16 protein-coding genes and 1 tRNA gene are annotated in these 17,261 nt (G+C 65.5%); 7 read left to right on the forward strand and 10 right to left on the reverse strand.

Annotated features, from left to right (window positions below):
- Positions 1-96: 96 nt before the first annotated feature.
- The 4 genes from STE01S_RS09210 to moaA all read right to left on the reverse strand — a co-directional run bounded on the left by STE01S_RS09210 (position 97) and on the right by moaA (position 2,565).
- Positions 97-171, reverse strand: a tRNA-Asn gene (locus tag STE01S_RS09210).
- Positions 172-258: 87 nt separating this feature from the next.
- Positions 259-705 carry a surface-adhesin E family protein gene (locus STE01S_RS09215; RefSeq protein ID WP_003039572.1) on the reverse strand — a complete coding sequence of 149 codons (447 nt, stop codon included), beginning with the start codon at positions 703-705 and terminating at the stop codon, positions 259-261.
- A gap of 60 nt (positions 706-765) precedes the next feature.
- Positions 766-1,536, reverse strand: coding sequence for an NAD kinase (locus STE01S_RS09220; RefSeq protein WP_062767216.1), 771 nt, complete (start codon positions 1,534-1,536; stop codon positions 766-768).
- Between the two features lie 21 nt (positions 1,537-1,557).
- Entirely contained in the window at positions 1,558-2,565 is a 1,008-nt protein-coding gene (moaA, locus tag STE01S_RS09225; protein ID WP_062767218.1) for a GTP 3',8-cyclase MoaA, read from the reverse strand.
- Positions 2,566-2,625: 60 nt separating this feature from the next.
- On the opposite strand from moaA, the gene STE01S_RS09230 reads away from it, so the two are divergent.
- Positions 2,626-3,822, forward strand: coding sequence for a GGDEF domain-containing phosphodiesterase (locus STE01S_RS09230; RefSeq protein WP_062767220.1), 1,197 nt, complete (start codon positions 2,626-2,628; stop codon positions 3,820-3,822).
- Between the two features lie 19 nt (positions 3,823-3,841).
- Here the strand turns inward: STE01S_RS09230 and mfd are convergent, their stop codons facing one another.
- A complete protein-coding gene (gene mfd / locus STE01S_RS09235) occupies positions 3,842-7,336 on the reverse strand; it encodes a transcription-repair coupling factor (RefSeq protein ID WP_062767222.1) in 3,495 nt (1,164 codons plus the stop codon).
- Positions 7,333-7,593 carry a succinate dehydrogenase assembly factor 2 gene (locus STE01S_RS09240; protein ID WP_058811949.1) on the reverse strand — a complete coding sequence of 87 codons (261 nt, stop codon included), beginning with the start codon at positions 7,591-7,593 and terminating at the stop codon, positions 7,333-7,335. Before STE01S_RS09240 ends, mfd begins: the two co-directional genes overlap by 4 nt.
- 171 nt (positions 7,594-7,764) lie before the next feature.
- Between STE01S_RS09240 and recG the strand changes: the two genes are divergently transcribed.
- Positions 7,765-9,831 carry an ATP-dependent DNA helicase RecG gene (gene recG, locus STE01S_RS09245; protein WP_062767224.1) on the forward strand — a complete coding sequence of 689 codons (2,067 nt, stop codon included), beginning with the start codon at positions 7,765-7,767 and terminating at the stop codon, positions 9,829-9,831.
- Between the two features lie 147 nt (positions 9,832-9,978).
- Here recG and STE01S_RS09250 read toward each other — a convergent pair whose 3' ends face one another.
- Complete coding sequence (locus STE01S_RS09250) at positions 9,979-10,320, reverse strand: PilZ domain-containing protein (RefSeq protein ID WP_003039557.1); 342 nt, start codon at positions 10,318-10,320, stop codon at positions 9,979-9,981.
- Between the two features lie 76 nt (positions 10,321-10,396).
- Complete coding sequence (tyrS, locus tag STE01S_RS09255) at positions 10,397-11,623, reverse strand: tyrosine--tRNA ligase (protein ID WP_062767322.1); 1,227 nt, start codon at positions 11,621-11,623, stop codon at positions 10,397-10,399.
- A gap of 99 nt (positions 11,624-11,722) precedes the next feature.
- Here tyrS and STE01S_RS09260 point away from each other — a divergent pair, with 99 nt between their 5' ends.
- The 5 genes from STE01S_RS09260 (at position 11,723) to STE01S_RS19660 (ending at position 15,548) form a co-directional block, all read left to right on the forward strand.
- The gene (locus tag STE01S_RS09260; protein WP_003039554.1) at positions 11,723-12,040 is read left to right on the forward strand and encodes a GIY-YIG nuclease family protein; all 318 of its coding nucleotides are present in this window, start codon (positions 11,723-11,725) and stop codon (positions 12,038-12,040) included.
- Positions 12,041-12,607, forward strand: coding sequence for a DOMON-like domain-containing protein (locus STE01S_RS09265; RefSeq protein WP_003039551.1), 567 nt, complete (start codon positions 12,041-12,043; stop codon positions 12,605-12,607). It begins immediately after the preceding gene.
- A gap of 2 nt (positions 12,608-12,609) precedes the next feature.
- Positions 12,610-13,809, forward strand: a complete 1,200-nt coding sequence (locus STE01S_RS09270) for an exo-beta-N-acetylmuramidase NamZ family protein (RefSeq protein ID WP_062767324.1) — start codon at positions 12,610-12,612, stop codon at positions 13,807-13,809.
- Between the two features lie 10 nt (positions 13,810-13,819).
- Complete coding sequence (locus tag STE01S_RS09275) at positions 13,820-15,070, forward strand: M24 family metallopeptidase (RefSeq protein WP_062767226.1); 1,251 nt, start codon at positions 13,820-13,822, stop codon at positions 15,068-15,070.
- A 70-nt stretch (positions 15,071-15,140) separates the two neighbouring features.
- Positions 15,141-15,548 carry an endonuclease domain-containing protein gene (locus STE01S_RS19660; RefSeq protein ID WP_082813284.1) on the forward strand — a complete coding sequence of 136 codons (408 nt, stop codon included), beginning with the start codon at positions 15,141-15,143 and terminating at the stop codon, positions 15,546-15,548.
- Here STE01S_RS19660 and STE01S_RS09285 read toward each other — a convergent pair.
- Positions 15,539-16,393, reverse strand: a complete 855-nt coding sequence (locus STE01S_RS09285) for a DUF817 domain-containing protein (protein WP_062767230.1) — start codon at positions 16,391-16,393, stop codon at positions 15,539-15,541. The genes STE01S_RS19660 and STE01S_RS09285 overlap by 10 nt on opposite strands.
- Positions 16,386-17,192, reverse strand: a complete 807-nt coding sequence (locus tag STE01S_RS09290) for a lipid II flippase Amj family protein (RefSeq protein WP_082813285.1) — start codon at positions 17,190-17,192, stop codon at positions 16,386-16,388. Before STE01S_RS09290 ends, STE01S_RS09285 begins: the two co-directional genes overlap by 8 nt.
- Between the last annotated feature and the right edge of the window lie 69 nt (positions 17,193-17,261).

Raw genomic sequence — 17,261 nt, forward strand, 5'->3', positions numbered from 1 at the left:
CTGTGAGGAAAGCTGCTTTGCGCTGAGGCCCGACAAGCCGCAAACCACGCAAAGCTAGGGTGCTTTGGCGAAGGGTTTCGCATGTCTGGAGAGAAGTGGCTCCCCGGGTAGGATTCGAACCTACGACCGATCGATTAACAGTCGATTGCTCTACCGCTGAGCTACCGAGGAGCAGCCCGCCGAGGCGGGCAAGGCGGCCCCTTTGCCGCCATGCGGATCATTTTGCAAGGGGGTTGTACGGCAATTTTTACGGATCGTTCAGAAGCCCGTCCGAAATTTTTCGCGCACCCAGCTTTCGGGCGCCGGGAGGATGGGCGAGAAATAGTCCGAGCGGCCGCAGACCGTATCGACCAACTGCCGCAGCACCGATCCCGACTGCGCGGTGGTCGTGTCCGACGGCCCCGCTTCGGTATCCAGATATTTGCCGGCGACGTAAAAGCTGCTGTCGCGCATGAACGACGTGTTCGAACCACAGTCGGCCTGCCGCGTGGTCATCGTGCGATCGAAATCGCGCGTATCGGTCGTGCTTTCGTAGAGCGTCTGCTGGCGAAAGGTGACGGTGGTGCCCGACCGCTGCACCGAATCGATATCGACGAGATAGACAAGCTGCGGCGCGCTGTTGGAATAGGCGGCAAGCCGCCACGATTCGGCGAAGGCCGGCTGCGGCGCGAGCAATGGCAAAAGAGCAAGCATGGTCAGACGCATGAAATTCCCCCATTCATGTGAAAGGGCGATGCTAGCCGCGCCCGGCGGCCACGCAAGCGGTCAAACGATGAATTGTTCCATCGCGATACGTTCGTCGAGTCCCTGATCGGGATCGAAGAACAGCGTGAGCGGCCGGCTTCGGTCGGTGGTGACGAGCACGGTCTTCACGTCGCGGATTTCGCGTTGGTCGGCGACCGCACTGACGGGCCGCTTGGCCGCTTCGCGGACGTTGAAACGGATGCGCGTCGATTCGGGAACCAGCGCGCCGCGCCAGCGTCGCGGGCGGAACGGGCTGATCGGGGTCAGGGCGAGCATTTCGGATTCGAGCGGCAGGATAGGGCCGTTCGCCGACAGATTATAGGCGGTCGAACCCGCGGGGGTCGCGACGAGCACGCCGTCGCAGGCAAGTTCCTCGAGCATCTGCTTTTCGTTGATCAGCACCTCAAGCTTCGCGGCCTGCCGCGTTTCGCGCAGCAGCGAAATTTCGTTGATCGCCGGCAGGATGTGCCGTTCGCCGCTGATCGTGGTGATATCGCCCTGCAGTGGGTGGATCAGGAAGGGGCGAGCGCTCGCGATACGGTCGAGCAGCCCTTCGACGCGAAATTCGTTCATCAGGAAGCCGATGGTGCCGCGGTTCATCCCAAACACGGGCAGACTGCGCCGCTGATCGAGGAGCTGGTGCAGCATGTGCAGCAGGAAGCCGTCGCCGCCGAGCACGATGAGCATGTCGGCTTCGCCAAGCTCGACGAAATCGTAGAGCGGGCGAAGCCCGGCCTCCGCCTCCATCGCCGCGGGCGCATTCGACGCGACGAGCGCGATCTTGCGTTGCATCTGGTCCCCCTGGGGCGTGATCTAACCGCCCGTTGCACTCATATGACGCGCGACCGCCGGTGTGGACTTTCGTTCGATCTGAAAGTCATGCGCGCGGGGTTTGCCAGCCAATGCGGCATCAATCAAGCCATCGACATCGCCCCCTTCACGCAGCGCGGCGCGCAGGTCGACATGGTCGTCCTGGCCGAGGCACATATAGATGCGCCCCTCGACCGTCAGGCGGATGCGGTTGCAACTGGTGCAGAAATTATCGCTGAGCGGGGTGATGAGGCCGAGTGTGACCGGGCTGTCCTCGATCCCGAAATAGCGCGCCGGGCCGCCGGTGTAGCGATCGACCGGAAAGATCGCGCGATCGGCGCGTAGCGGCGCGATGAAATGGTGGAGCGGAATATAATGATCGCTGCGGTCATCGGCGACCTCGCCCAGCGGCATGGTCTCGATGAGCGTCAGATCGCAGCCGTTCGCCGCGCACCAGTCGAGCATCGGAAAAAGCTGATCTTCGTTGAGCCCCGCCAAGGCGACCATGTTGATCTTCACCGCCAACCCGGCGGCCCGGGCTGCGGCGATGCCGCGCAGCGCCGTAGCGAGTTCGCCGACGCGCGTAATGTGGCGAAAGGCGTCGGGGTCGAGCGTGTCGAGGCTGACGTTGACGCGGCGAATCCCTGCTTCGACAAGCATCGAAGCATGGTCGGCCAGCCGCATGCCGTTGGTGGTCAGCGTCAGTTCGTCGAGCCCGCGGCCGATGAGCGCGCCCAGTTGCGCCGCGAGCAGATCGATTCCGCGCCGTACAAGCGGTTCGCCGCCGGTGAGGCGGATACGGCGGACGCCGCGCGCAACAAAGCGTTCGGCAAGTGCGCCCATTTCTTCTATACTGAGGACCGCGGATCGAGGCAGAAACTGCATCTCCTCGGCCATACAATACCGACATCTGAGGTCGCAGCGATCGGTAACGGACAGGCGCAAATAGGTGATGCGCCGACCGTGACCGTCGGTGAGTGGAGCGACAGGCGGGGCGGAATTTGCGGCCATCGCCTGAATGATGGTGCAAAAGGGAAGAGATTGGCAAGCAAAGCCTGCTAGGGGGCGCCAATGAATCGCACAGTTGACACGAACGCACAAAGCGTTCGGCACCTTGAAAATCTCCACGGTCGGCACGGCGCCGATGCGGGCGTCATTCTGGTCCAGGTCGACCAGCTCGCCCGAATCAACCATAGCGCCGGTACCGAGACCGGAAACGCGCTGCTCGACGAAGTCGCGCGCCGGCTCGAAACCTTTGCCGCTGACGAATTCGGTCATGGCTCGTTCGTCGGCCGGCTCGAGGGGCCGCGCTTCCTGATCGTGCCTGCGGTGCCCTTATCGCTCGGAGCGCTGCGCGCGCAGGAGCGGGCTTTGCATGTCGCGCTGGCCGAACCGATGGTCGGCGATCCGAATGGCCGGCTTGCGATTCGCATCGTCACGGCGCTGATCACGCGCGACGAACCCGTCGAGGAGCAGCTTCGCGCCGCGGCCGACCAGCTTGCACGCCCCGCGTCGGCGCGCGACGGCGTGATGGTCAAATCGGCGCTCGCCAATGACGAGGTCGCGATTTTCTATCAGCCACAATATGAGGTGGCGACGGAAGCGATGATCGGGGTCGAGGCGCTGCTGCGCTGGCAACATCCCGAACTCGGCCTGCTCGGCGCCGGACCGCTGGTTACCGCGGCGCGCGCGGCGCGCATGGAACGCGAGCTTACCGAACATGCGCATCGCGTCGCGCTGACCGAGATCGCCGGCTGGCCGCGCGCGCTCAGCAAGCTTCGCGTGTCGCTCAACATCACCGCCGCCGACCTCGGCGATCCCGATTTCGCCGACCGTTTCGCGGCGATGGTGAAGGCCACTGGTGTCGATCCCGACCGGCTGACGCTCGAACTCACCGAACAGGCGATGCTCAGCGATCCGGCCAGCGCAGCGGCACAGCTTGCTCAAATCCGGGCGCTCGGCTGCGCGATCGCGATCGACGATTTCGGAACGGGCTATTCCAGCCTGTCGCTGCTCGCCCGGCTGCCGATCGACTATCTGAAGATCGACAACGGCTTTACGCGCACGATCGACGGCAGCGACCGCGACCGCATCGTGGTACGCGCGATCGTCGACCTCGCGCGGGCGCTTGGATTGCTCGTCGTCGCCGAAGGGGTCGAGAATGAGCGCCAGCTCGAGCGGCTGCGCGAACTGGGCGTTGCGACGTGGCAGGGCTTCCTGAAATCGGGGCCGGTGCCGGGAAGCGAACTGCCGGGGCTGATGGAATAAGTCCGCAATAGCGGCCGTTCTAGCCCGCCTGCCGTGCGAGTTTCCCCAAACCTTTCGACAGTTGCAGTGCGCCGTTGAGCCGCGCGCCTGCGCTGACCCAGTCGCCGCTCACCGACAGCTTGTTGTCGGGGCGGATGCGCGCGCGGCCCTTCAGCCGCTCGACATAGGCGATCAGGCCGGGGACATTGGCGAACTGGTCGCCGTGGAAGCTGACGAGGGCGCCCTTGGTGCCGACGTCGAGCTTGGCGATGCCAGCCGCCCTCGCGTTCGCCTTGATCTCCATGAGCTGGATGAGGTTCGCGGTTTCGGGCGGCAGCGGGCCGAAGCGGTCGATCATCTCGGCCGCGAAACCGTCGAGCCCGGTACGGTCCTCGGCCTCGTTGAGGCGACGATAGAGCGCCATGCGTAGCGGCAGATCGGGCACATAATCTTCAGGGATAAGGATCGGCGCATCGACCGTGATAACGGGCGACAAGGCCTCGCGCGGCGGCGCGACGCCGGCACCTTCGGCCTTGGCGACGAGGATCGCCTCTTCGAGCATCGATTGATAGAGTTCGAAGCCGACCTCGCGAATATGTCCCGACTGTTCGTCGCCAACGAGATTGCCGGCGCCGCGAATGTCGAGGTCGTGACTCGCAAGCTGGAAGCCGGCCCCCAAGGTGTCGAGATCGCCGAGCAGCTTGAGCCGCTTTTCGGCGGTGTCGGTGATCGCGCCGCCCTCGGGCGTCGTGAGGTACGCGTAGGCGCGCGTCTTTGACCGGCCGACGCGGCCGCGGAGCTGGTAAAGCTGGGCAAGGCCGAAACGGTCGGCGCGGTGCACGATCAAGGTGTTGGCGCTCGGAATGTCGAGGCCGCTTTCGACGATCGTGGTCGATACGAGCACGTCATATTTGCGATCGTAGAAGGCGCTCATGCGCTCTTCGACTTCGCCGGGTGCCATCTGGCCGTGTGCGACGACATATTTGATTTCGGGGACGCGGGTGCGCAGGAACTCCTCGATGTCGGGCAGATCCTTGATGCGCGGGGTGACGAAGAAGCTTTGGCCGCCGCGGTCATGCTCGCGCAGCAGCGCTTCGCGGATCACCACCGGATCCCACGGCGCCACATAGGTGCGCACCGCCAGACGGTCGACCGGGGGCGTCTGGATGACGCTGAGTTCGCGCAGCCCCGACATCGCCATCTGCAAGGTACGCGGGATCGGCGTCGCCGTCAGCGTCAGCACATGGACGTCGGCCTTGAGCTGCTTCAGCCGTTCCTTGTGGACGACGCCGAAACGCTGTTCTTCGTCGACGATGACGAGGCCGAGATTTCGGAATTCCACCGATTTAGCGATCACCGCGTGGGTGCCTACTACGATATCGATTTGCCCGCTGGCGAGGCCGTCGCGCGTTTTCTGCGCTTCGCCCGCGGGCACGAGACGCGACAGGCGGCCGATGTTGACCGGGAAGCCTTTGAAACGCTCGACGAAGTTCGTGTAATGCTGGCGCGCGAGCAAGGTCGTCGGCACGACCACCGCGACCTGCACCCCCGCCATCGCCGCGACGAAGGCGGCGCGGAGCGCAACCTCGGTCTTGCCGAAACCGACGTCGCCGCAGACGAGCCGGTCCATCGGGCGGCCCGATGCCATATCCTCCAGCACGTCGCCGATCGCGCGGTCTTGATCGTCGGTTTCCTGGTAGGGGAAACGGTCGGCGAAAGCGGGATAAGCGGCGTCCTGCGCCAGCACTTCGCCGGGGCGGAGCGCGCGCTGCGCCGCGGTCGCGAGCAGTTTGCCAGCGATTTCGCGGATGCGCTCTTTCATCCGCGCCTTGCGGCGCTGCCATGCCTCGCCGCCGAGCTTGTCGAGCGCAACCCCGTCGCTCTCGCCGCCGTAGCGCGAGAGGACGTCCAGATTTTCAACGGGGACGTAGAGCTTGTCGCCGCCCGCATAAGTGAGCGCGACGCAATCGTGCGGGCTTTTCCCGACCGGGATCGACGTCAGCCCTTCGTAGCGGCCGATGCCATGATCGAGGTGGACGACGAGATCGCCGACGCTGAGCGTCGCGAGTTCGGCGAGGAAGGCGTCGGCGCTTTTGCGGCGCTTTTGACGACGTACCAGCCTTTCGCCGAGAATATCCTGTTCGGTGAGCAGGCTGATCGCGTCGCTCGCGAAGCCGTGGTCGAGCGGAAGGACGACCATTGCGGTCGCGCCGCCGGCATCGGCCGAAGCGGTGCCGAGTGCTTCCTGCCAGCTGTCGGCGGAGGCAAGCGCGCTGACGCCATGGTCCCTGAGCAGCCCCGACAAGCGGTCGCGCGCGCCCGCCGAATAGCTGGCGATAATCGTCCGGCGGCCCTTGCGGCGTTCGTCCGACAGATGGTCGGCGACCTTGTCATAGACGTTGAGGTCGGCCGCGCGCTCGGGCGTGAAATCGCGGGCGGCAAAGCTTTCGAGATCGATGACGCTCGGCGCGGGCGGGACATCGAAGGGGGAGACGACATGCACCGGCCGGTCGCGCTCGGCAGCCGCCCACTCGCTCGAGGTCAGATAGAGCGTGTCGGGGGCGAGCGGGCGATAGCTGCCCGCCTGCTCGCGCTCGGCGGCGACGCGGTTCGCATGATAGTCGATGATGGCATCGAAGCGCGTCTCCGCCGTCGCGTCGGTGCGGTGGCCGCGCAGCACCGGGGTTGCGGGGTCGATATGGTCGAACAGCGTCGCCAGCCGTTCCTCGAACAGCGGCAGCCAATGGTCCATCCCCGCCTGCCGCCGGCCCTCGCTGACCGCCTGATAGAGCGGATCGCCGGTTGCCTGCGCGCCGAACATCTCGCGGTAGCTCGACCGGAAGCGCTTGATCGTGTCCTGATCGAGCAGCGTTTCGGCCGCTGGAAGCAATTGCAGCGACTTGGCGGGGCCAAGACTGCGCTGGTCGGCGGGATCGAAGCGGCGAATGCTCTCGATCTCGTCGCCGAAGAAGTCGACGCGCAGCCCCGCGTCCTCGCCGGCGGGGAAAAGGTCGACGAGGCTGCCGCGCACCGCGAATTCGCCCTGATCGGCGACGGTATCGACGCGGTTGAACCCGTTGGCGACGAGCAGTTCGGCAAGCGCGTCGCGATCGATCCGCTGCCCCGGTGCGAGCGTGGTCGCGAGCTGGCGGATGCGAAAGGGCGTGAGGGTGCGCTGGGTGATCGCGGCGACGGTGGTCAGGATCAGTTCGCCGCGCTTCGGCGGCGCCTGCAGCGCCGACAGCGTGGCGAGCCGGTCGGCGCTGACGCGCATCGACGGCCCGGCGCGGTCATAGGGCAGGCAGTCCCAGGCGGGAAAGCGATGGATGACAAGGTCGGGCGCAAAGAAAGGCGCGGCATCGGCGACCGCCTGCATCGCGGTATCGTCGGTCGCGACATAGATGAGCCGCTTGTCGCTGGCGCGCGCCAGATCGGCGAGCAGCAGCGGCAGGAAGCCGTCCGCGGTGCGTGCGAGCGTCAGCGGTGCCGACGCCGACGCGATGGCGGCGAAAATGTCGGCGGAGGGACGGGTCATGGCAGCGGAATATAGTCCAGCCGACGCATTGCAGCGATCATCGCAGGCCGGTCGAGATGCGCGGGCGGGTGCCCGGTGCCGAGCGCCCACGCCATGATGTCGACGTCATCCTCTTCGACCACGGCTTCGAACCACGCGATTTCCTCTTCGCCCCACGCCGCCGCATAGCGATCGAAGAAACCGCCGATCATATAATCGGCCTCACGCGTGCCGCGGTGCCAGGCGCGGAATTTCAGGCGTTTGAGGCGGTCTTGCATGGCGGGCCTTTTTGAGCGGGTATGAACATCGTCCCGTTCCGTTCGTGTCGAGCGAAGTCGAGACACCCTTCGGCCTTGCGCTGCACCGACGGGCATCTCGACTTCGCTCGATGCGAACGGAGATGAAGGGCTGGGCAAAACGAAGGGTTCGAGGCTAGACACGCCCTAGCCATGCGACCCGAAATCCTCAACCCGCTCTTTGCTGCGCTGACCGACCTCAAGGGTGTCGGTCCGCAGCTTGCCAAGCCGCTGGCGCGCCTGGGGCTGGAGCGCGTCGTCGATGTGCTGTTCCATCTCCCGACCGGGCTCATCTCGCGCGTGCCCGTCGACCGGCTCGATCAGGCGCAGGCGGGGCAGACGATCATCGTCGACCTTACCGCGCAGGATTACCGCCCCGGCCGATCGCCGCGCGCGCCCTTCGGGGTCGAGGCGTTCGACGCGGCGGGCGACCATGTGCGGCTGGTCTATTTCGGGCGCACGTCGGGTCTGGCGCGCAAGCTGTTCCCCCTGGGGGAGACGCGCCGGGTGTCGGGGCGGCTCGATCTTTATGGCGATATGCGCCAGATCGTGCACCCCGACCATGTCGCCGAACCGGGAGACGAGGCCGGGATTGCGGAACATGAGCCGGTCTATCCGCTGACCGAAGGGCTGACCAATGCGCGGCTGTCGCAGCTGGCGGCGGTGGCGCTCGAGCGGCGACCCGATCTTGCCGAATGGATCGACGCGCCGCTGCTGGCGAGCCGCAACTGGCCGGCGTGGCGCGATGCGATGGAGCGCGCCCACGCCAGCCCGCGCGACGAAGCGGCACGCGACCGGCTCGCCTACGACGAGATATTCGCCAGTCAGGTCGCGCTGATGCTGATCCGGCAGGGATTGCGCAATCGGCGGGGGAGGGCGGTGCGCGGAGACGGGCGGCTGGTCGATGCGCTGCGGCTGCCGTTTGGCCTGACCGGCGCGCAGGAGCGCGTCGGGCGCGAGATTGCCGGCGACATGGCGCAGGACACGCCGATGCTGCGCATGCTGCAGGGCGATGTCGGATCGGGCAAGACGCTTGTCGCGCTGCGCGCGATGCTGGCGGCGGTGGAAGCGGGAACGCAGGCGGCGCTGCTCGCGCCGACCGAGATTCTGGCCCGCCAGCATTATGCGACCTTGCAATCGATGCTCGCCGGGCTCCCCGTCAATCTCGCCATCCTGACCGGCCGCGACAAGGGACGGGCGCGCGAATCGACGCTGATGGGGCTTGCCGACGGCAGCATCGACATATTGGTCGGAACGCATGCGATCTTTCAAGACGCGGTAAGCTACCGCGACCTCTCGCTCGTCGTGGTCGACGAACAGCATCGTTTCGGCGTGGCCCAGCGGCTGATGCTGACGAACAAGGCGGCGCGCCCGCCGCATCTGCTGGTGATGACCGCCACGCCGATCCCTCGCACGCTGCTGCTCGCCAACCATGGCGAGATGGACGTGTCGCGGCTCGACGAAATGCCGCCCGGGCGGACGCCCGTCGATACGCGCGTCGTGTCGGTCGACCGGCTCGACGAAGTGATCGACGGCCTGGCCCGGCATCTGGCGAGCGGCGCGCAGGCCTATTGGGTGTGCCCGCTGGTGGCCGAGAGCGAGGCGAGCGAACTGGCCGCGGCCGAAGATCGCGCCGCGCTGCTCCGCGCCCGTTTCGGCGAGGCGCGCGTCGGGCTGGTCCATGGCCGCATGAAAGGGCCGGACAAGGATGACGTCATGGCGCGGTTCGAAGCGGGCGAGATCGGCGTCCTCGTCGCGACGACGGTGATCGAGGTCGGGGTCAATGTCCCCGCCGCCAGCCTGATGATCGTCGAGCATGCCGACCGCTTCGGGCTGGCCCAGCTCCACCAGCTCCGCGGCCGCGTCGGACGCGGCACGGCGAAGTCGGTGTGCCTGCTGCTGCGATCGCAGACTCTGTCCGAAACGGCGCGCGAGCGGCTCGCGTTGATGCGCGACACGAACGATGGCTTCGTGATCGCCGAAAAGGATCTGGAACTGCGCGGCGGCGGCGAATTGCTGGGGCTCAAGCAGTCGGGCGACGCCGACTATCGGCTGGCGACGCCCGAGCAGCTCGTCCGCCTGTTGCCGGTGGCGCATGACGATGCGCGGCTGTTCGTCGAACGCGACGGCGGGATGGAAGGCGCGCGCGGCGAAGCGGTGCGGCTTTGCCTGTATCTGTTCGAGCGCGATGCGGCGGTGCCGCTGCTGCGGAGTGGGTGATTTTTCCCCTCCCGCTTGCGGGAGGGGCCGGGGGTGGGTCGCCACGGCGCGGTATCCCACCCCGCTGCGGCTAGCGAACAAGTTCGCAAGCCTCGCTGCCCCTCCCGCAAGCGGGAGGGGGCATCAGCGCGAGCCTTGAATGCTTGATTAGTTTACGTCGCCGCGGGCGCCCATGGCGCGGATCATCGGCAGATAATCTTCGGCGGTGATCGATTTTTCGAACTGCACACCGGTCTTGCCGCCGAGGGACCAGACGACCTTTGCCGCCGTGCGGCCGATGATGGGCATGCGGAACACGACCAGATCGCCTGGCTCCAGCCCGCGCTCGTAGCGCATCAGCAAGCCGTCGGCGCTGATGTTGACGCAGGTGCACATTTCCTGCCGCCCGTCGGGCAGCACGAAGGGCAGGCGACAATAAACGTCGCTGCGCGGAGCAATTCGCTGGTCGAGCCCGACATAGTGGGCTTTGCTCGTGTCAATCTTACGCATACGTCCCGGACCTTTGTGGTTTGCCGGAGAAGATCATCGCGATTGCTGAAGAATCCGTAAACGCTTTTTTGCGGATTCAGCGCGTGACGAGCCCGTGCTTCTTTGCCCCCAGGCTGACCGGCACATCGTTTTCGCCGGGCACGACCAGATAGTGGGGGTCGCGGATCACCGTGCCATCGACCTTTACCGCCCCCTCGTCGAGCTTGCGGCGCGCCTCCTTGTTCGACGCCGCAAAGCCCATTTCGCGCAGCGCGTTCAGGATGCCGATACCCTCGGCCGGCGCCGCGACGCGTGGCAGGTCACCGCCGATGTGGCCTTTTTCAAAGGTTTGCGTCGCGGTTTCCGCCGCCGCCTTCGCGGCATCGGCGCCGCGGCACAGCGCGGTCGCTTCATTGGCGAGGATCTTTTTCGCTTCGTTGATCTCGGCGCCTTCGAGCGCTTCGAGCCGCGCGATCTCGGCAAGCGGAAGGTCGGTGAACAGCTTCAGGAAGCGGCCGACGTCACGGTCGTCGCAGTTGCGCCAATATTGCCAATAGTCAAAATGGGACAGTTGATCGGCATTTAACCAGACGGCGCCGGCGGCAGTTTTGCCCATTTTGGCCCCCGCAGCGGTCGTCAGCAGCGGAGTCGTCAGCCCGAAGAGTTCGGCGCCGTCCATGCGGCGACCGAGCTCCATGCCGTTGACGATATTGCCCCACTGGTCCGATCCGCCCATCTGGAGCCGCACGTCCATCGCCTTCGACAGATGGCGGAAGTCGTAACCCTGAAGGATCATGTAGTTGAATTCGAGGAAGGTCATCGGCTGTTCGCGTTCGAGCCGCAGCTTGACCGAATCGAAGGTCAGCATGCGGTTGATCGTGAAGTGGGTGCCGACTTCCTGAAGCAGTTCGATATAGCCGAGCTTGCCCAGCCAGTCCTGATTGTCGACCATCACCGCGTCGGTCGGCCCGTCGCCGAAGATCAGAAAGGGTTCGAAGATCGTACGGATCGACGCGATGTTCGCAGCGATCGTTTCGTCCGATAGCATCTTGCGGCTCTCGTCGCGGCCCGTGGGATCGCCGATCCGCGTCGTCCCGCCACCCATCAGCACGATCGGCTTGTGCCCCGTCTGTTGCAGGCGGCGCAGCATCATGATCTGGACGAGGCTGCCGACATGCAGGCTGGGCGCGGTCGCGTCGAAGCCGATATATCCCGGGACGACCTGTTTGGCGGCAAGCGCATCGAGCCCTTCCGCGTCGGTCATCTGATGGATATAGCCTCGCTCGTCGAGCAGGCGCAGCAGGTCGGATTTATAGTTCGTCATGGCGGGCGGGCGCATAGCATGCGTCCTATCCGATGAAAACAACCCAAACCCGTTCGCCCTGAGCTTGTCGAAGGGCCGCCCTTCCTTCTACATCGGGCAATGCGCTTTTGGACCTATATGTTGCACTGTCGAGGCGGCGCTTTCTATACCGGCCACACGGATGATCTGGAACGGAGGATGGCGCAGCATGCATCGGGCGCGGTAGCTGGATTTACTTCCGACAAATTGCCGGTTGCGCTCGTGTGGAGCCAGGACTTCTCGACACGGATGGAGGCGTTGGAGGCCGAGCGTCGCATAAAAGGGTGGAGCAGAGCGAAGAAAATGGCACTCATTCGTGGCGACTGGCTGCAAATTTCGCGGTTGGCGAGAGGAAAGAACGGTCCTTCGACAAGCTCAGGACGAACGGGAGAGGACTGAATGGCGGTGCAGTCCGGTGAACGGCGTCACTTGATCTGTCACCCCGGGACGCCCGCGAAGGCGGTGCGGGCGGTGTGGGCGGAGGTGGCGCTGTCGTTCGAAGACGGTTTTTCGCTGCGCTTCGGGGTCGAGGGCGATATCGGCGCCTTGGTGCTGCCGCCCTGCGAAGGCCAGCTCGTCATCGCCGACACGGCGACCGACGGACTGTGGCAGAGCAGCTGCTTCGAGGCGTTTCTGACCGAAGAGGGACAGCCCGACTATACCGAGTTCAACTATGCGCCCGATGGCCGTTGGGCCTGTTATCAATTCGACGACTATCGCTCGCTCTTGAAAAGCGACGATCTGGCGCCGTGGGACATGACGTGCGAGCGCGGCGCCGCGCTCTATATCCTGCGTATCGAACCGGGCATCTATCCCGACCGCGGCAGCAGGCTCGCGCTGTCCGCGGTGATCGAGGAGCTGGACGGCACCAAAAGCTATTGGGCGCTGCGGCACCCGCCCGGCAAGCCCGACTTCCATCATCCCGATTGCTTTCAACTGACGCTTGGGGCACCCGGCGCAGCATGACCGTGACATTTGGCATTGACCGCCTGCTCGCCGATCCGGCGCTTCGCAAACCGCTCGAGGGGCGCCGCGTCGCGCTGCTCGCGCATCCCGCGTCGGTGACGGCCGACCTGACGCACAGCATCGACGCGCTGGTCGCGGCGGGGGTGAATGTGACCGCGGTGTTCGGGCCGCAGCATGGCGTGCGCGGTGACCTGCAGGACAATATGATGGAGTCGCCCGACTTCACCGACCCGACCTATGGCATGCCGGTGTTCAGCCTCTACGGCGAAGTGCGGCGTCCGACAGGACAATCGATGCACACGTTCGACGTGATGCTCGTCGATCTTCAGGATCTGGGTTGCCGCATCTACACCTATGTCACCACCTTGCTCTACATCCTCGAGGCCGCGGCGGCGCACGGCAAGGCGGTGTGGGTGCTCGATCGGCCCAATCCCGCGGGGCGCCCGGTCGAAGGCACGCTGCTGCGCGCCGGGTGGGAAAGCTTCGTCGGTGCGGGGCCGATGGCGATGCGCCACGGGTTGACGCTGGGCGAAATGGGGCGCTGGTTCCTTCGCCACTTCGGCCTCGACGTCGATTATCGCGTCATCGCGATGGAGGGGTGGCGGCCCGATGGTCCGGGCTTCGGCTGGCCCACCGACCGCGCGTGGATCAACCCCAGTCCCAATGCGCCGAACGTCAATATGGCGCGCGCCTATGCCGGGACGGTGATGGTCGAGGGCGCGACGCTCAGCGAGGGGCGGGGGACGACGCGCCCGCTCGAACTCTTCGGCGCGCCCGACATCGATGCGCGGGCGGTGATCGCCGAGATGCACCGGCTCGCCCCCGAATGGCTGACGGGCTGCAAACTGCGCGACATCTGGTTCGAGCCGACCTTTCACAAGCATAAGGGACAGCTTAACAGCGGCATCCATATCCACGCCGACGGCCCCTGGTACGACCATGCGGCCTTCCGCCCGTGGCGCGTGCAGGCGCTGGGCTTCAAGGCGATCCGCGCGCTCTATCCCGATTATCCGATCTGGCGCGGCAAGGATTTCAAATATGAATATACCGACGATGTGCTCGCGATCGACGTGATCAACGGCGGGCCGGACTTGCGCCTGTGGGTCGATGATGCGGCGGCAGCGCCGGGCGACCTCGACGCGCTGGCGCTGCCCGCCGAGGCGGCGTGGCGTGACGAGACTGCGGATTTGCTGATTTACTAAGGATAAGGGGATGGCGATGCAGCGGCGGCAATTTCTGGGTACGGCGGCGCTGACCGGATTGGCGGCGAGCCTGCCAGCATCGGTTCTTGCCGCCGACACGGCGGGCCTGCCCAACCTCGCTGCCAAGGCCGTCCCGATCGGCGCCGACGAGCGCAAGGCGCGGATTGCGAAGGCGGCGGCGCTGCTGCGCGCGAACGATATCGGCGCGCTGCTGATCGAGCCGGGGTCGAGCCTCATCTATTTCACCGGGGTCGAATGGTGGCGGAGCGAGCGGCTGACGGCCGCGGTGCTGACGCGCGAGGGCGAAGTGGCGATCGTCACGCCCTTCTTCGAGGAACCGTCGGTGCGCGAAAGCCTGGGCGTTCCGGCCGATGTGCTGACCTGGAACGAGGATGAAAATCCGCTCCGCTTCGTTTCCGACTGGCTGGCGAAGCGCGGGCTTGCCAAGGGCAGGATCGGCGTCGAGGAGACGGTGCGCTATTTCGCGGTCGACGGGCTGCAAAAGGCAATGCCGGAGGCGCGCGTCGTCAATGGTGCGCCGGTCGTGCGCGGTTGCCGGATGATCAAGTCGGCGGCCGAACTCGCGCTGATGCAGGTCGCGAGCGACATCACCATCGCCGCCTATCGCCACACCGCGCCGCGGATCGAGGCGGGAATGACCCCGGCCGACATCGGCGCGATCATGCGCGCCGCGACGCGTGCGCTGGGCGGCAACAGCGAATTCGAGCTGATCCTGCTCGGCGAAGCGAGCGCCTATCCGCACGGATCGGGCAAGCCGCAGGCGGTGAAGGCGGGCGAGGTGGTGCTGATGGACTGCGGTGCGACCGTGCACGGCTATCAATCCGACATCTCGCGCAGCTTCGTCTACGGCAAGGCGAGCCCGCGCCAGCGGCAGGTGTGGGACGAAATGCGCAAGGGGCAGGACGTCGCCTTCGCCGCGGCGCGGATCGGTGCGGCGGCGGGAACGGTCGACGATGCGGTGCGCACCTATTACCAGAAGCTCGGCTGGGGACCGGGCTATCGCCTGCCGGGCACGTCGCATCGCACGGGCCACGGGATCGGCCTCGACGGGCATGAGCCGGTCAATCTGGTGCGCGGCGAAACCACGAAGCTGGCGGCAGGCATGTGCTTTTCGAACGAACCCGGCATCTATATCCCCGGCGAGTTCGGTATCCGGCTGGAAGATTGTTTCTACATGACCGAGAGCGGCCCGAAATGGTTCAGCGAGCCGCCGCCCTCGATCGATCAGCCGTTCGGTTAAATCCCCTCCCTGTCAGGGAGGGGGTAGGGGGTGGGTTGGCGAGCGTAGCTCGCCGCTCTATCTGTCGATCATGCGCCGCATTCCGCCAGAGATGACTGATCGAGCCCGCCAGTTACGGAATGAGGCGACACCTGCGGAGCGGATCATTTGGCGGCTTCTTTCGAGTTATCGACCTGCCTTCACGCGGCAACTCGTCATCGGAAATTATATTATCGATCTGGCATGCCGCGAAGCGAGGTTCGGAATCGAGTTCGACGGCAGCCAGCATCTTGAACGGCAAAGCTATGACGACCGCCGAACGGCATTTCTCGAATCTGAAGGCTGGCGCGTTTTGCGTGTGTGGAACAATGATGTGCTCGCGAATCCGGAAGGCGTCGCACGGCTGATTTTGGAAGAAGCCGCCGAGTGCCTCGGCGGTACCCACCCCCAGCCCCTCCCTTGCAGGGAGGGGAGAGTCAGGCGGCCGCGTTATGAGTGATCGGGCGCCTTCGGCCGCTGGACCAGGCTCACCAGCACGAACGATATGATCATCAGCAGATACCAGCTGCCTAGCTTCTCGAACCCCACCATGTGCCAGCCATCGGCTTGGCTGGGATAGGTCCAGGCGCGCGCGAAGGTGCCGATATTCTCCGCGAACCAGATGAACAGCGCGACGAGCCCCCAGCCGAGCAGCAGCGGCATGCGGCGGTGGATGTGGAGCGGGCGGAACCACACCTGACAACGCCGGAAGAGAAGCGCGGTGACGCCGAACAGAAGCCAGCGAATGTCGGGCAGCCAGTGGTGCGCGAAGAAATTGACATAGATCGCCGCAGCCAGCGCGTAACTCGTCCACATCGGCGGATAGAAGGTGTAGCGGAAGTCGAAGATACGCCACACACGCGCGATATAGCTGCCGACCGCGGCGTACATGAAGCCTGAAAACAGCGGCACCGCACCGATGTGGAGGAGGCTGCCTTCCGGATATTGCCATGACCCCGCGGCGGTCTTGAACAGCTCCATGACGGTGCCGACGATGTGGAAGATCAGGATGACGATCGCTTCCTTCGGCGTTTCCAGCCGGAACGCGAGCATGCCGAGCTGGATCAGCACCGCGCCGATGGTGATCGCGTCATAGCGGTGGATCGGCGCGCTGTCGGGCCAGAATAGATGGGTGCCGAGCAAAAGCGCGAGCATCAGCGCGCCGAACAGGCACGCCCAACCCTGTTTGAAGCCGAACACCAGAAATTCGAGAAACCAGCCGCGCGGCCCGGGCTCGACCGCCATCGCCTCGAGCCGCGTGCGGACGGCGTGAAAGCGGCTGTGCCGCATCGGTGCGTCAGACATGCACGGAGACGTAGGCGATGAGCGTCGCAGCGGGTAGCAACAGCGCCTGCGCTAGGATCGTGCCGGCGAGCCGGCTCAGCGAGATGAAGGTGATCGCGCGGCGGAAATCGCCCTCGTCGACTTTGCCCTCGACCGCGTCGTCGGTCATCACCGACAGCTGCGGGTCGATGAAGGCGAAGAGCAGGATCGTCGCGAAGCCGTTGATGAGCGCCGAAAGCTGCGATGCGGTGACGCGAAATTCGGGGGCGAGATAGCCCGCGTAAAGCGACGCGACGACGCCGACCGCGAGCAGCGATTGCGCAAGGCAGTTGGCGATCAGGACGCCCCAGCCGATCCCCTTGGGCATGCGCCAGACCTTGAGGTGGCCAAGGCTGGGCAGGCGGAGCGACTGGCGCATCGTGCGCAGGCCGCCCGGGCTGACCGCCTTCATCGCGAGCCGCGTCGTCGAGCGGTTGTTCTGGTACCAGCCGATCGCCGCGGCGAACATGCGCTGGCCGGTGGGGACGAGCAGGATGCCGATCAGCGTCGCGACGCTCGCCGCCGCCAGCACCAATTGCATATCGATGAACAGCGAGGCGCCGCTGTCGTCGTGGATGCGCGTTTCGATCCGCTTCGCGAGGAACGGCCCCAGAAAGCTGTTCGAGGTGCGCGAAAAGAGCACGAGGATGTTGAACAGCGCGAACGACATCGCGATCCGCCGCGTCCGCACGCCGGCAATGCGCGCGGCATAGGCCAGCGCACCGATCAGGTTGATGAAGCCGGTGAGCAGAAGGATGGTGACGAGGGGGAGGTCGATCATTCGTGGCCTAGTTTCTCGTCATTGCGAGCAGAGCGAAGCAATCCAGGGCGGTTCACGCAGGCTCTGGAT

Origin of the sequence: Sphingopyxis terrae subsp. terrae NBRC 15098 (genome assembly GCF_001598815.1) — a bacterium.
Taxonomy (GTDB): domain Bacteria; phylum Pseudomonadota; class Alphaproteobacteria; order Sphingomonadales; family Sphingomonadaceae; genus Sphingopyxis; species Sphingopyxis terrae.

Excerpts from the sequence above, each read along its gene's own strand:
- STE01S_RS09240 (WP_058811949.1), bottom strand. The coding sequence starts at position 7,593 with ATGCAAGACCGCCTCAAACGCCTGAAATTCCGCGCCTGGCACCGCGGC.
- recG (WP_062767224.1), top strand. The coding sequence starts at position 7,765 with ATGCGACCCGAAATCCTCAACCCGCTCTTTGCTGCGCTGACCGACCTC.
- STE01S_RS09285 (WP_062767230.1), bottom strand. The coding sequence starts at position 16,393 with ATGTCTGACGCACCGATGCGGCACAGCCGCTTTCACGCCGTCCGCACG.
- STE01S_RS09265 (WP_003039551.1), top strand. The coding sequence starts at position 12,041 with ATGGCGGTGCAGTCCGGTGAACGGCGTCACTTGATCTGTCACCCCGGG.
- mfd (WP_062767222.1), bottom strand. The coding sequence starts at position 7,336 with ATGACCCGTCCCTCCGCCGACATTTTCGCCGCCATCGCGTCGGCGTCG.
- STE01S_RS09250 (WP_003039557.1), bottom strand. The coding sequence starts at position 10,320 with ATGCGTAAGATTGACACGAGCAAAGCCCACTATGTCGGGCTCGACCAG.
- moaA (WP_062767218.1), bottom strand. The coding sequence starts at position 2,565 with ATGGCCGCAAATTCCGCCCCGCCTGTCGCTCCACTCACCGACGGTCAC.
- STE01S_RS09215 (WP_003039572.1), bottom strand. The coding sequence starts at position 705 with ATGCGTCTGACCATGCTTGCTCTTTTGCCATTGCTCGCGCCGCAGCCG.
- STE01S_RS19660 (WP_082813284.1), top strand. The coding sequence starts at position 15,141 with ATGCGCCGCATTCCGCCAGAGATGACTGATCGAGCCCGCCAGTTACGG.
- STE01S_RS09260 (WP_003039554.1), top strand. The coding sequence starts at position 11,723 with ATGCGCTTTTGGACCTATATGTTGCACTGTCGAGGCGGCGCTTTCTAT.
- STE01S_RS09290 (WP_082813285.1), bottom strand. The coding sequence starts at position 17,192 with ATGATCGACCTCCCCCTCGTCACCATCCTTCTGCTCACCGGCTTCATC.
- tyrS (WP_062767322.1), bottom strand. The coding sequence starts at position 11,623 with ATGACGAACTATAAATCCGACCTGCTGCGCCTGCTCGACGAGCGAGGC.
- STE01S_RS09230 (WP_062767220.1), top strand. The coding sequence starts at position 2,626 with ATGAATCGCACAGTTGACACGAACGCACAAAGCGTTCGGCACCTTGAA.
- STE01S_RS09220 (WP_062767216.1), bottom strand. The coding sequence starts at position 1,536 with ATGCAACGCAAGATCGCGCTCGTCGCGTCGAATGCGCCCGCGGCGATG.
- STE01S_RS09275 (WP_062767226.1), top strand. The coding sequence starts at position 13,820 with ATGGCGATGCAGCGGCGGCAATTTCTGGGTACGGCGGCGCTGACCGGA.